The 13,089-nt window shown below is 54.6% G+C and carries 8 protein-coding genes; 3 read left to right on the top strand and 5 right to left on the bottom strand.

Annotated features, from left to right (window positions below):
* Positions 1-49: 49 nt before the first annotated feature.
* Genes HGO37_RS15045 through HGO37_RS15030 form a run of 4 tightly spaced genes read right to left on the bottom strand, consistent with a single transcriptional unit; the run spans position 50 to position 7,675 of the window.
* The gene (locus HGO37_RS15045; protein ID WP_250984015.1) at positions 50-1,174 is read right to left on the bottom strand and encodes a hypothetical protein; all 1,125 of its coding nucleotides are present in this window, start codon (positions 1,172-1,174) and stop codon (positions 50-52) included.
* A complete protein-coding gene (locus HGO37_RS15040; RefSeq protein WP_250984014.1) occupies positions 1,171-2,442 on the bottom strand; it encodes a glycosyltransferase in 1,272 nt (423 codons plus the stop codon). Before HGO37_RS15040 ends, HGO37_RS15045 begins: the two co-directional genes overlap by 4 nt.
* Before the next feature lie 4 nt (positions 2,443-2,446).
* On the bottom strand, positions 2,447-3,124 hold the full coding sequence (locus HGO37_RS15035; RefSeq protein ID WP_250984013.1) for a 4'-phosphopantetheinyl transferase family protein: 678 nt from the start codon (positions 3,122-3,124) through the stop codon (positions 2,447-2,449).
* On the bottom strand, positions 3,125-7,675 hold the full coding sequence (locus HGO37_RS15030; RefSeq protein ID WP_250984012.1) for a MupA/Atu3671 family FMN-dependent luciferase-like monooxygenase: 4,551 nt from the start codon (positions 7,673-7,675) through the stop codon (positions 3,125-3,127). It abuts the gene before it with no gap.
* A 267-nt stretch (positions 7,676-7,942) separates the two neighbouring features.
* Here HGO37_RS15030 and HGO37_RS15025 point away from each other — a divergent pair, with 267 nt between their 5' ends.
* The 3 genes from HGO37_RS15025 to HGO37_RS15015 are packed head-to-tail and all read left to right on the top strand — an operon-like array spanning position 7,943 to position 11,712.
* A complete protein-coding gene (locus tag HGO37_RS15025; RefSeq protein WP_250984011.1) occupies positions 7,943-9,292 on the top strand; it encodes a glycosyltransferase family 4 protein in 1,350 nt (449 codons plus the stop codon).
* Between the two features lie 58 nt (positions 9,293-9,350).
* A complete protein-coding gene (locus tag HGO37_RS15020; protein ID WP_250984010.1) occupies positions 9,351-10,712 on the top strand; it encodes an oligosaccharide flippase family protein in 1,362 nt (453 codons plus the stop codon).
* Position 10,713: 1 nt separating this feature from the next.
* Positions 10,714-11,712, top strand: a complete 999-nt coding sequence (locus tag HGO37_RS15015; protein WP_250984009.1) for a glycosyltransferase family 2 protein — start codon at positions 10,714-10,716, stop codon at positions 11,710-11,712.
* 5 nt (positions 11,713-11,717) lie between these two features.
* Here the strand turns inward: HGO37_RS15015 and HGO37_RS15010 are convergent, their stop codons facing one another.
* Positions 11,718-12,920, bottom strand: coding sequence for a glycosyltransferase family 2 protein (locus HGO37_RS15010; protein WP_250984008.1), 1,203 nt, complete (start codon positions 12,918-12,920; stop codon positions 11,718-11,720).
* Positions 12,921-13,089: the final 169 nt, after the last annotated feature.

Raw genomic sequence — 13,089 nt, 5'->3', positions numbered from 1 at the left:
ATGTGAGGCTGCCGGGTGCAGGCTCACATGTTATCAAGCGCGTTCTGGTTTAGAGTTGACGCATGAAGCGCAACATGTCGCGAAATCTCTGCACGTTCGCCGCGACATATCCCTTTTCGGGCCGCACATAGGTCCGTTCGATGTAACCTGTGTATTTGAAGATAAACGACAGGCTGGGTCTGTCACCGCAGGACTGACTGTCGAAAGTCGGGTTGTCCGCACGGTATCGCGCCAGAAAATCTGCTGCAAGTTTACGGAGAGTGCGCGCCTTGTCGTCTGCAAGGCTAGACGGGATATCGTCAACTTTCAATTCGCCGTAGATTGCCTGAAAGGTCAGTGCGGCGATGAAATAGTTGCCAGCCGCAGTGAGGTGCACATCGTCTTCGAAAAAGGTGTCGACAATCTTGCGGGGGCTCTGACTTGCAAAGCCTGATGTCGATGGATTTGCAATGAGATGATCGACAAGATCTGCCAGAGCTAGCGACGCTGGCACGATGCGAATGGGATGGGCGGGGCCTTGATTTAACGGCTGGTCGTTGACCTTAGCAACCACACACTGCCACACCGGCATGGCTGCGCGTTCGTATTCAATCCAATCGCGTGCATTGTTCTTGTCGGATAGGCTGATCCAGGGCGTAAAGAAGAAGACCTCTCCCTCAGGGTTCGATTGTATGAACCGTTCCTGATAGGCGCGCAGATAGGTCTTGGTCTGTTGCCAGAGGAGTGAATCCAGCAGCCGATGTTGCTCGGTGATCAGCAGAATATCGTACTTGCCGGCATCTGCCTTTGACGGAGATTGCATTTCTGCAAGGGCGTCTATCGTTTCGCCATTTGCATCTGTCCCTGTATCAAACCCACTCCAGGCACGACTTTCGTCACGTCCGAAAGACCTGTCCTTGATGGAGGATCCGTTGAGATTCTGACCGTTCCAGACGATTGGCATTTCCACTGCCGCAGAGATCTCGCTCATGGACTCCAGCATCGGGCGAGGGGTCAAACTATGCCCGGAAACGAAGATATGACGTTTCGCGTCCATTTCGCCGGGCGCTGGCAGTAGTGGATACACCGTCGGCTCCTCGCTGCTGGATGGTGTCGAAATTGCAGATGTCATGATCATCAGACCTGTGACGCACACCACCACGGCGGCAGTCGACAAGAGCGCAAACCGCCTCATGCATAGCTCTTCAGCAGGGTTGCCCGACGGTGATAGATTGACTTCTCATCGAAGCGTTTTCCGGAAATGGCAGCCGCGCTCACGAGTTGCGCGAGTTTGGCGCGATCATTGTTCAACTCGGTTATTTGACGGCCCAGAGCCTCGATGTCATCACGGGAGACAAGGGCGCCGCCGCCATGTTCAGAGACCAGATCCTCAGCATAGGGTGAGTGATATCCGACGAGGGCGCTACCGCAAACCAGTGCTTCGATAAGGCAGCGCGGTGACTCGGCGGTCTTGTGGCAGAACACAAAAATATCGCTGTCGCGCAGAGCCTGCAATAAAGCCTCCCGGTCGCCGACGTAACCGGCAAGCTTCACCTTGTCTTGCAAATGATTTTTCTGGATCATCTCTTCCATCACATCGAGCAATGGTCCGTCGCCTGTCCAGCAGGCTTCGATCGACGGGTTGCCCTGAGCGGCTATTGCCAGTGCCGATACCCAGTCTTCCGGACCTTTCATCGGAGCCGCGCGACCGACATAGGAAACACGTATCGGTGCAAGGGATAAAATTCTTTCGATTTTTTGGTCCAGCGTGTGCTCGTCGATCTGGTCCGCTTCCTGGGTATGAACGTCGTACATGCAATGGGGATTGGAAGACGCCCCAGAATAAGTGTCGTAGGTATCACGTCCCTGGAAAAGCCCAAGTGTGCTGCGCCCGATTAGATAACGATGGTACCATTTCATCAATGGCAGGGTTGCTCGCTCTTTGATGCGTCTGCGTAACCGATGTGCTGATAATGTGCGCAGGATGACATCATGCTCGACGCGGTCAAACCAGATGGCGAATTTGCGCCCCTGCGCATTGGCTTCCAGTGCAGCAATGGCGCCCCAATCGCCGATGAGGTAACCGACGGTAAAGCAGAGATGATCGGCGCTACGGATCTCTTCTTTCAGCAACGCTCGTGTCTTGCGGTAGGTCCGCGCAAAATCCTTTGCCTTGTAGGCAAAGGGCAGTTCGATGAACTTGAGCTGACCATAACAAGGGAGGTCCACGACATCGATCCATGTCGTAGACGTGTTCTCTTCGCGATCACCTTCCAGAACGATGCCCGCGAATTTTACCTGCCGGAAGTTTTCGGCGTGGCGGACCAGCCCGGCACTGGTCTGGTCATCAAGCTGCAGACCGCGAGGCCCGCGCCGCAGACGGACCGCAGTGACAAACAGCACACTGCCTTTGGCCTGGTCAGAGATTGGCTCGTGGACTTTCAGCGTTGCTTTCTGGAGCATTGTGTCACCTTGAGTTCCATCTGCTTTGCGTGGTCATCACCATGGCGGCGAAAATGTAGTCGTCTTGAACTGCAAGGCTGCCCGGAAGAACGGTTCCCTTGGTGAAGCCTTTGATGTCCTTGCGGAAGGTGGCATCAAATGAATCGGTGCCAAGCGAGATTTCCAGATCCTGAAAATCCATCATCATGCCAGTTAAAGGGTACTGGCACTTGTAGGTTGCTTCCTTTGCGCTGAAGATCGTCCGCACCAGAAGAGCACGCTCGCTTGATGGGCGATCCTCGAGCCAGTCCTGCTCTTGACGTGTACATATTGCATCGAACAAGTCAGCAGGTAGCGCTTCAGCAGGCTCGACGTCGAGACCCATTGACAGGTACCCATCTGCCTTGAGGCCGACGGCCGCGACACACAGCGTATCGCAGTGGCTGATGCTTCCAACAACACCATCTGGCCAAACGGGAGAGCGATCGTTTGCAGCGGGTATGGGCACGCGTTTCAGGCCCAAGGCATTCATGGCGTTTCCCGCGCAGGCGCGGCCAGCATGGAATTCCCGTTTGCGGCGCGGAATGGCATGCGCGACATACCGCTCTTCTTCGTCCAGAAAACCACTGCGAGCTGCGCGTGGATCGTCGTGCGCGATGGCCACGTCATCTGGAAACAGGGACTTTAGCGCATCCACCACCATTCAGAGTCGCGAACGTGTCAGCGCCGCACGCCGATCTCCAAGAGCGGCCCGTCGATTGGCTGCTCTGTCCGCCACCTGGCTCAGACGTTCTTCTGCCTTTCCGCGGTCGGCAAGATGCTCGGCAAGCGCTCGCACAGTCGGGAAACGGAAAACATCGGTTATTGTCAGGTCAGGCGCGATGACGACTTTCAGGTCGCGGTGCAATTGCACGGCGAGAAGTGAATGTCCGCCAAGAGCAAAGAAGTTGTCGTTTAAACCGACGCGTTCAATGCCAAGGGTTCGGCTGTAGGCTTCAGCCAGATCCGATTGCAGTTTGTTTTCCGGCGCGACGAAAACCTGAGCGGAGACAATAATCGGTCCCGTATCCGGTTTTGGCAGAGCTTTTCGGTCGACTTTCGCATTCGGCGTCAGCGGAAACGCTTTGAGCGTCACGAAGTGCGCCGGTATCATATAGTCAGGCAGGGCTTCACCGAGATGTTGCCTGAGTGCCTCTTCGTTGATTGGCTGACCGGTCAGTCTCAGATAAGCGACGATACGAACGTCGGAAGCCCTGTCTTCTCTTGCAACAACCACAGCTTCGGCCACGCCCGGGAACGACCCGATCCGTGCCTCGATCTCACCCAGTTCGATACGATAGCCGCGGACCTTGACCTGATAATCCGTGCGCCCGAGAAATCTCAAGGTGCCGTCCGTCTTGCGGCAAACCAGATCTCCGGTACGGTATATACGACCTGGCGCAAAGGGGTTTGGAACGAAACGTTCCCGCGTCAATTCCTCGCGGTTCAGATAACCGCGCGTTACCCCGTCGCCACCAATATAAAGTTCACCGGGTTGTCCTGGCGCTGCCACGCCGCCAGACGCGTCCAGCACGTAGAGCTGTGTATTGGCAATCGGTTGCCCAAGCGGCACAACAATCTCCGACATGTCGGCGGTCATTGTGGATGACCATATCGTTGTTTCGGTCGGGCCGTACATGTTCTCGACACTGGCATTGGTCAGTTTTCGGATGTCGCCAAGCAGAGAGTTCTGAAGTGCCTCGCCACCGATAAACAGGTGACGGATTTGCGCGAAAGCAGCGCGATCTGTTTCGTTGATCAGGAACATACGTGCCATTGAAGGGGTGCACTGAAGATGTGTTACACCGTGCCGGTGCACGTCCTGATCAAAGCTATTGTCGTTTGCAACATCCTCAACCGTAACAGAAGTTTCAGCACGCGCCTGTGCTACCACCCGGGCCAGCGGCTCCAGTCTCTCCAGCACAAGCTCAGATGGCACGCCAAAGTCGATCAGGCAGGCAATCTCGTCCACGCCGATCCCGGCGACCTGATCAATACGCTTCATGGCGTCGTCGACGGTGCCAAACAGACCGCTGTCTTCGAAGTAACGCAGGAATGCAAATTCAAGGATGGCATCCAGCTCGTCTGCCGCAAGAGACTGCAGATCAATGTCGAGAGCGTTGGACAGGCCATGTGGTTTCTTGAAAGCGGGAAATGCCCAGGCATATTGTTTGATAAGCGCCGTGGCACTTTGCAGATAGGCTTTCATTGGGCCACGGGCGGCATCACGCACCTCTTCCCGGTCCTCACCGAGCAACGTGTGCAGCATCAGCGTCACCTTGTAGGCATCGGGATCGCGACCGCATTCGACCAGTGTTTGCCGGTAAATGCTGATCTTTTCAGCAAGCTCATCAACGGACTGGCCGAGCAGGTGAGTCAGCACATGTGCGCCGTTCCTCGCTGCTTCTCTGTATGTTTCGGGATTGCCTGCAGTCGTCAGCCAGACCGGCACTTCCGGCTGAACTGGTCGCGGCTGTGTGACGACACTGGCTTTGCCGCCGCCATAATCAAATTCCATGCGTTCACCGCGCCACAGCTTTCGCACGGTTTCGATATCGCGCAACAGCGCAGTCTTGTTGTGCGGCGGTGCGTTTTCGGGTCTGAGAACAAAGTCTTCCGGCATCCAGCCGGAGGCAAAGGCAAGGCCCACCCGCCCATTACTGAGATTGTCGAGAACCGCCCATTCTTCGACGACGCGGATAGGATGATGGAGCGGAAGGACGCAGCTGCCGGCACGAATTGCCAGGTTCTTGGTGACGGCAGCGATGGCTGCACCTGTTACGGCAGGGTTCGGGTAGGGGCCGCCGAATGCGTGAAAATGCCGTTCGGGCGTCCAGATAGCTTGGAAGCCATTCGCATCTGCAAATTTCGCGCCTTCGAGCAACAACTGGTATTTTGCCGGTCCCGCGCCATCATCATTGCCCCAATAGAATAGACCGAAATCTATCGGCGCTTTGCCAGCGCGGGCGGATTTGACGGCACCATCACCGCCTTTGTGGCTTTGGGTCTGGGCAGAATGGAGTACGACCTTGAAACCTCTCGCCAAGGTCCAGAAAAGCTCCAGGACCGAAATGTCGAAGGATAGGCTGGTAACCGCAAGCCAGACTGGCTGGCTCGACTTGTCGTACTGAATGCGTTCATCCATCCCGGCAAAGAAGTTGACCACATTGCGATGTTCAACCATCACGCCCTTTGGGCGACCGGTCGAGCCTGACGTATAGATGACGTAGGCGAGATTGGACGGTGATACCTCTGTAACCGGTCTGTCTGTCGTGACGGATCGCTCGAGTATATCTTCGATGAAGACGGTTTTGACGCCGGTCGCGAAGAGCGGTGTTTCGGTCATGCGGCTTGTCAAGATGACGGCCGTGCCGCTGTCTTCTACCATATAGGCAAGCCGATCGGCCGGGAAATGAGGATCAAGCGGAACATATGCTCCACCAGCCTTCTGGATCGCCAAGGCACCAACCACAAGATTGCTGCAGCGGGGAAGGTTGAGACCAACCATGAAATCAGGTTTGACGCCGAGGTCGACAAGAACATTCGCGATCAGGTTTGCCCGATCATCGAGCTCCTCGTATGTCAGTTCCTCATCGCGCCAGGCGACTGCAATGGCGTTGGGGGTCGATTGCACCTGTTGTTCGATGAGTGTGTGGACGCATGCGGCGGTGTCATAATCCCGGGCCGTATCGTTCCAGCCGTAGACCACGTTCTTGATTTCGTCGGCGGACATCAAAGGCAGATCAACGACGCGGCCATCCTGCAGGAAAGCAGACGCAAGCAGTTCGATGTGGCGACAATATTGCGCCGCGATTGCGTCCGGAAGCCTTGATCGGTCATACGCCAATCGTGCGCTTGTCGTTGCCGTGTCGAGGACAAAAGTCAGCGGATGGTCAATGCTGCCGGACCATGGTGACCCGTGGTCGGTCTCGACGATGCAGGTTGTCAAACGATTGTTGGACAGACCCGGTTCACGGAAGTGCAGATCGCTGAGATAGGTGGCTTCCCGCCGCAAAACAGTCAGCTGTGATGCCAGGCCTTCAGCAAACTCGGACACCAGAAAATCCGATGGCAGTTCAACGTGCAGAGGGACATCGGGGGCGAAGTAACCCGGGAACCGACTGTTATAATCTGCTGCCTTAGGCGAGGAATAGGCAATATCGAGCCTGTCCTGACCTGAAAACCGTGCCAGGAAGGCTGCAATCACTGCAATCCGTAAATTCGTCGTCAACGCGTCTGGCAGGTTAATGGAAATGCTGGCAACACCAGTCGCGTGAGACGCACTTTCCGACACGTCAAAAAGTTTGACGTCCTCGGCGGCCAGCAATCTGGCCTTCACCCGATCTTCGTAACGAACGACATCGGCAACTGCGGTATTCAGCTCCACGAGATCGCCAGTTGCAAATTGCGGAAGACTGTCACCCTGCCTTACATTGTCGGAAAGCAGGACCTCATGATCATTCCTCTGCATCGTACCATTGATCAGAACATCGTCGGTCGCTGTCGCGACAACCACGCCGTCCGGGCCGACAGAGCGAATGAAGCCCGCAGGCTTGGGAGCATCAGGTAGTCCCAACACTGTGAATGTCGTCAGCAGGAATATGCCATCGGCATGACGGATTTTTGGATGCACCATCCTGTTGGTGTAACCTGCGCCGAAATTCAGCGCGCGATGGAGGCGAGATAGATCCTCAGCTGATTTTTCAAACGGCAGGGTGCCAGCGGCGTCAGGTCTTTTGGACTTTGCAAAATAGCTGCGCTGGGAGAAGTCTTGTGCAATCCCGGTCAGTCTATTGTTGTTGATGTCGTCGACAAGCTTGGCAAAAGTCTCAACGCCAGCCGCCAGACATTTGGTGTTCAGCGTGAGACTGATTTCTTCAGGATTGATGTCGAAATGTGTCTGGCTGTAGATTTTACCTTCATCTGCGCCTTCAGTGATTTCGTGCCATGTAACGCCGAATGTTGTCTCACCTTCTAGAATAGCCCATGTCGGTGCGTTTAGACCTGCCAGTTTTGGAAGTGGGCCATCATGGAAATTGATGGCGCCCCGTCGCGCTTTCTGCCAGACCGTCTGCGGTATCATTCGCAGATTGGCGATGCTGAACAGCCAGTCGTAATCGAGGTGCCCAACGGCTTTCTCGAGGTCGTCACCCCATTCGATTACTGGAATAGACTGTTGTGTTGCCCAGTCTTTTGCCGCATCGTTGCTTGACACAACTGCAGTTATCGCAAAGCCTTTATCTCGGAGCAAAATGCCGCACTGCACAAGTAAAGCTTCATTGCCAATCAAAATACAGCTGAACATCTAGACGTATACTCCGAAACAACAAACGCCACTGAATATAGGTAATATTTCGCTGGGCAGATTATAAAAAATAGATTTCGCAAAACGAAATCGTGTTGCAAAATAAGCTTGTTGCCCGCATAATTTGTAGCAGGTTGAATTATTTTCCCTGATAATTCAATAGAGATATTCAGTATTTTGCGAAATATATTTGTTGTCGTGAGCGTTGTTTGGGCGCTACGTATCCATTTATTGTGCATTTTCAAAAAATCATCTCTACCGCTTTTACAGTGCTTGAGCAGCGCGATTTGTAACTTGAGTTTTGTGTGTGTTTGGAGTGGCGTAATGAAAGTAGGTTATTTCCTGAATACTTACCCGGTGCCGAGCGCCACTTTCATTCGTCGCGAGATCGAAGCCCTGGAAGTTCAAGGGCAAACGGTATTGCGCTTCGCGGCACGACGATTTTCAGACAAGTTGGTCGATCAAAAGGACATCGCTGAAGCCGAAAAGACGGTCTATATACTAGAAGGCAAGCTGTCAGACCTGACGATAGCGACGATACGAGAACTACTTCTCAATCCCGTTGGAATTATCAAGGCGCTGCCGACTTGGCGGAAATTGGTCGCGAACTCCGGAGGAGGGTTTGCACGCCACGCTGCCTATCTGATGCAGGCGGCAAGTTTTCGCCAAAAAGCCTCTCGTGCAGGCATCGACCACGCCCATGCCCATTATGGTACCAACGCCGCTGCCGTAGTCATGCTCGCCCGGCTCATGGGCGGCCCCCAATACAGTTTCACAGCCCATGGTCCCGATGAGTTCATTGACACGTCTGCAAACAGCTATGCGCTCAAGATCAGGCATGCATCTTTCGTCGTCGCCATTTCCAATTACTGCCGATCCGTCCTGCGTGACCTTAGCCAGACCGATGAGGACCGGAAAAAGATTGAGATTGCGCGTTGCGGCCTGAATCTCGAGGATTTCAAGCCGTCTGCACCAATCACCGCCGACAATTTCAACATTGTCTGCGTCGGCCGCCTGTGTCCCCAGAAGGGGCAGGTCCACATTCCTGCCGCTGCCGCCGCCTTGCGCGATGAGTTTCCTTCGCTTCGCATAACCTTGATAGGCGATGGCGAGAGCCGGGCGGAGATCGAAGCGGAAATCGCCCGTCACGGCGTTGGCGAGCAGGTGATCCTTAAAGGTTGGGCTTCCAACGAAGAGGTGAGGGTCTTCATTGCGACCAGTCGCGCATTGTTGTTACCAAGCTACCATGAAGGCCTGCCGATCGTGTTGATGGAAGGCATGGCGCTTCAGCGGCCGGTGATCACGACCACCATCGCTGCCATTCCCGAATTGGTGGATGACAAATGTGGTTGGCTTGTTCCACCGGGCGACCATCCCGCGCTCGTCTCCGCCTTGCGTGACGTTTTATCCGCCTCGCCTGAGCGACTGGCGGAAATGGGGCAGGAGGGCCGCATGCGCGTTGAACGCATGCACGATATCAAGTCGCTTGCATCAGATCTTTCCCGGCTTTTCGGACGTAAATCATGACGACCGCTCGAAAACAGAGGCATGCAAACGGGTTCGTCGTCCCTCAAAAGGCTGAGAAATGAGCGAAATTGTGAATTTCTCCCAAAAGCGTGTTGTCACCGGAGCGATGTGGACTGTCGGTGCCTATGGCCTGTCGGTGTGCTTGCGGTTTGTGTCGAATGTCATTCTGTCACGTATCGTGGTGCCCGAAGTGTTCGGCGTATTGATGATCGTTTTTACGCTGAAAAACGGCATGGAACTTGTTACGGATGTTGGCATCGGCCAGTCGGTAGTCCGCAATCCGAATGCTGAAAACCGATCGTTCAAAAATACGGTCTGGACGCTGCAATTTGTTCGCAGTTTCATTCTCTGCTGCATATTTTCCATTGCTGCATATCCGCTCAGCGCACTGTACGACATTTCTCCAAGCCTGCTGCAAGTGACAGCATTGAACATCCTGATCCTGGGCGCGGCGTCCACCTCGTTCTATTACATGCAGCGGCATATGATGCTGAAGCAGGCCAACCTTTTTGAGGTTGTTCTCGACGTCACGACCATCATCGTCACTGTCACGCTCGCGCTAATTCACCCAAGCGTGTGGGCGATCATGGTGGCAAACCTGATCTCTGCAATCATCCGTGCGACTGCCAGCTACATGCTGCCTCACGCCGTCAACTGGTTCGAGTGGAACACGGCCTATGTTCGTGAGGTCCTGTCCTTCGGTAAATGGATTTTCCTGTCGTCACTGCTGGCATTCCTGTGCGGAAATTTCGACAAGCTGTTTCTGGCGCAGGCCGTTCCGCTGGCTTTGGTCGGCGTCTATTCGATTGCGCGCATCATTGCCGATCTGCCGGGGACCCTGATCGGTCGCATCAGCTTCCAGCTTGTTTTTCCGCTGATTTCTGCCAGTGCCAGTGAAGCACGGCCAGCACTTATTCAGCAGGTCAGCCCGCTTCGCTTCAAGCTGTTGCTGCTTGCCGCAACCTCGATTGCGATCGGCATTGCGACTGCGGATTTTGCGATCTCAATTGTCTATGATGCACGCTACCATGATGCCGGATGGATGCTGTCCATGCTGCTTGTCGGCGCGTGGTTTGGCATACTGAGCACTGTAAACGAATATACCATGCTGGGAGTTGGCAAGCCCGCCTACGGGGTGGCGGGCAATCTGCTGAAACTCCTGTCCCTTGTGGTGTTGTCCTATGCCGGGCAGGCATGGCTAGGTCTGGCCGGCGTTATCCTTGCGGTCATTGCAAGTGAATTGCTTCGCTATTTCCCAATCGCTTTTGGTCAGCGACGCGAGAGAATCTCTTTTCTGAGCCAGGACTTGCTGATCAACGCCATCTTCCTGGCATTGATCGCGCTTTTGTTATTCATTCGCATAGAGCTTGGCTACGGAACTCCGTTTGCCACCGTATCGATGGCAATTGGACATTCGTGAGATGGAAACACTCACGCAACCCTCGCCAAATGATGTTGGTGTCGTCCTTATCGGTCGTAATGAAGGTCAGAGGCTCATCGATTGCATGGCTTCGCTCGGCGACCTTGCGGTCCGATCGGTCTATGTCGATTCCGGTTCAACCGACGGCAGTATCGAGGCGGCGCGCAGCATGGGGCTTACTATCGTGGAGTTGGCGCCAGACGTTCCGTTTACCGCTGCACGGGCACGCAACGAAGGTTTTGCCGCGTTGCTGCGTATTGCTTCCGATATCGAATTTGTCCAGTTCGTGGACGGTGACTGCCGGATCGTTGATGGGTGGATAAGGAAGGCGCGCGACTTTTTCCGCGACAAGGACCGGCTGGCGATCGTATGCGGGCGTCGGAGGGAAATCTTTCCTGACGTCTCGATCTATAACCGCATTTGTGACGATGAGTGGAATACACCGGTTGGCGAGACAGAAGCCTGCGGTGGCGACTGCCTTATCCGCGTTAAGGCGTTCCGGGATGTCAGTGGTTACTCTGCTGATCTGATTGCCGGTGAGGAGCCGGAAATGTGCCTGCGAATGCGTGAGATCGGCTGGACAATCTGGCGTATCGACGCGGACATGACGCTTCACGATGCCAATATCAAAAAATTCTCGCAGTGGTGGCGACGTTCGGTTCGCGCCGGCCATGCCTACGCGCAGGTCGCGGCCCGTCACAGAGCGTCCGATAAACGCATCTGGGTTCGCAATGTAAGGCGCAGCCTCTTTTGGGGTTGTGTGCTGCCTGCTGCGTCCTTGATCGGTGGCGCTGTCGTCCATCCCGCGTTTCTGGCGCTGCTTGCGCTTTATCCGCTTCAGGTATTGCGATTGGCAGGGCAAGCCGCCTCCAAAGATCAGAACAGATGGGCGGAGGCAGCATTGTCGGTGGTTGGGAAGTTCGCGGAAATGAGAGGCGTGGCGACTTACTACAGCAACGTTTTGACCAGTCGTCGCCACAGGCTGATCGAATACAAATAAGCCACTTATTCGCCTGGTTGTCCGCGATCCGTCCGCACCCATCCATTTCGATGTGCGCTGAGCAACATATGCGGGGATCGTATCATTTGCAGACCAATGATCGACACGGCACGAAGGGCGTCCGACGGCGTCAAAATCAAGCGTCCATATTTAACCCACGCGATTAACGTCGTGCCGCAGACCAAGGCCAGATTGGCTACTGCAATAAAGAGCGGGAGAGGGGCAAGCTTTAACGCCCAGGTAAAACCTGCAGTCATCAGCAAGACTATGGCAAGCAGCGGCAGAAGAAACGTAAGCGGCGGTATGGCCGTCGACAATGCACTCAATGCGGCAGGAAACCTGCCTCTGCGCAATGCCCTTCCAACACCGGCAAGCGCCGTGCTTATCAATTCGAAGTGACCGCCGATCCATCTTTGCCGCTGTGTGCTTAATCCTTGCACGGTGTCCGGAAACGGGCTCAGCACCACGGCGTCTTCGCAGAACACCGGTCCTGATCCGGCAATGGCAAGATCCAGGCCCATCTTCATGTCTTCGACGAGGTGTCCGTGGGCGAGATCAAGGTCGCTGATAACCTCCCAGCGGAAAGCCATTCCGCTTCCCGTCAGATGACAGGGAATGCCAAGGCGATTGAGCCCTCTCTGCCGAAGACGGTTTTTCAGCATGAATGCGAGTTCGGCAATCTTCAGGCTGAGCCCGGCGCCTGCCTTGTTTGTCATCAGATAAAGTGCCTGAACGGGTCTTTCTGTCTGTACGGTCGCTTCGGCGAGGAAGCCGATTGCGTCAGGGGAGGGAAAGCAGTCCGCATCTATCAGCACGACGATATCCGGCGGGCAAGAGGACAGATATTTTACGCCGGCATCCAGCGCATATCCTTTGCCCCTTCGGGTAGTATCGTTTCGCTCCAGCACCTCCGCACCAGCCGTTTGTGCAATGATTGCCGTCCTGTCCGAGCAATTGTCGGCGACGACAAGCAAGCGATCGTCCACTGCCATCGCTGCGCGAATGGCGGTCAGGGAGGCGCCCAGTCCTGCTTCTTCATTATGCGCTGGAACAAGAATGGCGATTTTTGGTCTTGGTGCAGTCGATGGCTGTATCTTCGCCCGTAGCGATGGCAGTGCTGCCAACAACTGCGCTGAATAGATGATTGCCAAAGAAAATAGTGCAATATTGAGAAGCGATAAACACCAGAAGAAAAGAGACTGAGTCATAAGCAATACTCTGTGCCCAATTTGTTTGGCTACTCGAAATTGAATACACTGGCTTCAGGTGCTTGCAAACAGTTAAATATTATTTATATTCATAAATTATAGAAATTGCTTATAAGACAAACTCAATAGAATTCATACGGTTACTTACCAAGAGCAGCTATGGAATAAA

It is taken from the genome of Rhizobium sp. CG4, assembly GCF_023701965.1.
Taxonomy (GTDB): Bacteria; Pseudomonadota; Alphaproteobacteria; order Rhizobiales; family Rhizobiaceae; genus Agrobacterium.
The sequence above is the reverse complement of the archived record's forward strand: the minus strand, read 5'-3'. Positions and strand labels throughout refer to the sequence as shown.

Coding starts and splice junctions, on each gene's coding strand:
- HGO37_RS15020 (WP_250984010.1), top strand. CDS start 9,351: ATGAGCGAAATTGTGAATTTCTCCCAAAAGCGTGTTGTCACCGGAGCG.
- HGO37_RS15035 (WP_250984013.1), bottom strand. CDS start 3,124: ATGGTGGTGGATGCGCTAAAGTCCCTGTTTCCAGATGACGTGGCCATC.
- HGO37_RS15040 (WP_250984014.1), bottom strand. CDS start 2,442: ATGCTCCAGAAAGCAACGCTGAAAGTCCACGAGCCAATCTCTGACCAG.
- HGO37_RS15010 (WP_250984008.1), bottom strand. CDS start 12,920: ATGACTCAGTCTCTTTTCTTCTGGTGTTTATCGCTTCTCAATATTGCA.
- HGO37_RS15045 (WP_250984015.1), bottom strand. CDS start 1,174: ATGAGGCGGTTTGCGCTCTTGTCGACTGCCGCCGTGGTGGTGTGCGTC.
- HGO37_RS15015 (WP_250984009.1), top strand. CDS start 10,714: ATGGAAACACTCACGCAACCCTCGCCAAATGATGTTGGTGTCGTCCTT.